At 61.0% G+C, this 971-nt stretch carries 1 protein-coding gene and 1 pseudogene; both read right to left on the bottom strand.

Annotated features, from left to right (window positions below; all coding sequences use genetic code 11):
* A pseudogene (locus lacNas_RS10095) lies at nt 1–318 on the bottom strand (type II secretion system F family protein); the annotation flags it as partial.
* On the bottom strand, nt 311–971 hold a 661-nt coding region (locus lacNas_RS10090; RefSeq protein WP_201346823.1), incomplete at its 5' end, for a GspE family protein. The gene lacNas_RS10090 and the pseudogene lacNas_RS10095, both read right to left, overlap by 8 nt.

The raw sequence follows: 971 nt of genomic DNA, 5'->3' as shown, positions 1-971 counted from the left end.
CGCCTGCAGCTTCTTGATCTGCTCATTTTTCATCCGGCCCAAAACCGTCAGCTGGGTCAGCGACTCCGTCAGCCGCCCCTGGCTCATTGCCATGTTCAGTTGGGTCACCGTCGTCTTGCCAAAGCCCAGGCCGGCCAGCAGGCTGCTCAAGTGCTCACCCTGGCGCATCTGCTGGTCCAGCCGCTGCAAAACAGCCCGCTTCTTGGGCCAAAGCAGGGGCAGCAGCTGCAGGCTCTTAGTCAAAGAAAAGCCGTTTTGCAGGCAGTTGGCCAGAAAGCCCAGCAGTTCCACCTGCTCGTTTCGCTTCAGCTTATCCACACGCGTATTGCTTTGCCACATCCCTCGTAATCGCTCCTTTCTCAGCCAGCCCGGCCAGATTCTCCTCCCAGGACTCGAAATCGCCCCGGCGCGGGTTGGCCAGGGCAGCAGCCAATTCGTCTCTGCTTGCCAGGTCCAGCAGGCAGCCCGGGCCCTGCCGGCCAGGCAGCAGGCGCTGGTAGGAAATGGCGGTCAGGCAGTTGACCAGCTCGTTGTTTTTGACGCCCAGGCTTTCAAGGCGCGAAATGGTCTGAAAAGTGCTCTTGGCGTGCACGGTCGCCAAAACCAGGTGCCCGCTCAAGGCCGCGTCAACTGCCAGGTGGGCCGTTGCTTCGTCGCGGATCTCGCCGATGATCAAGACGTCCGGCCGGTGGCGCAGGGCGGCTTTGAGCAGGCTGGCATAGCTGATTCCCGCTGCTTCGTTGACCTGGGCCTGGAAAAAGCTCTCTTCATGAACTTCGACCGGGTCTTCAATCGTCATCACCATTTTCGTCCGGCTGAGCCGCCGGGCCAGTTCGTACATGGTCGTGGTCTTGCCTGACCCCGTCGGGCCGCTGGTCACGATCAGCCCCCGCCGCCAGCACAGATCCACCAGCTCCTGAAACTGCTCAGGCAAAAAATACCGGCTCTCTGCCAGCGAATATATGATCCGG

Origin of the sequence: Lactobacillus nasalidis (genome assembly GCF_016587775.1) — a bacterium.
GTDB classification, from domain to species: domain Bacteria; phylum Bacillota; class Bacilli; order Lactobacillales; family Lactobacillaceae; genus Lactobacillus; species Lactobacillus nasalidis.
The sequence above is the reverse complement of the archived record's forward strand: the minus strand, read 5'-3'. Positions and strand labels throughout refer to the sequence as shown.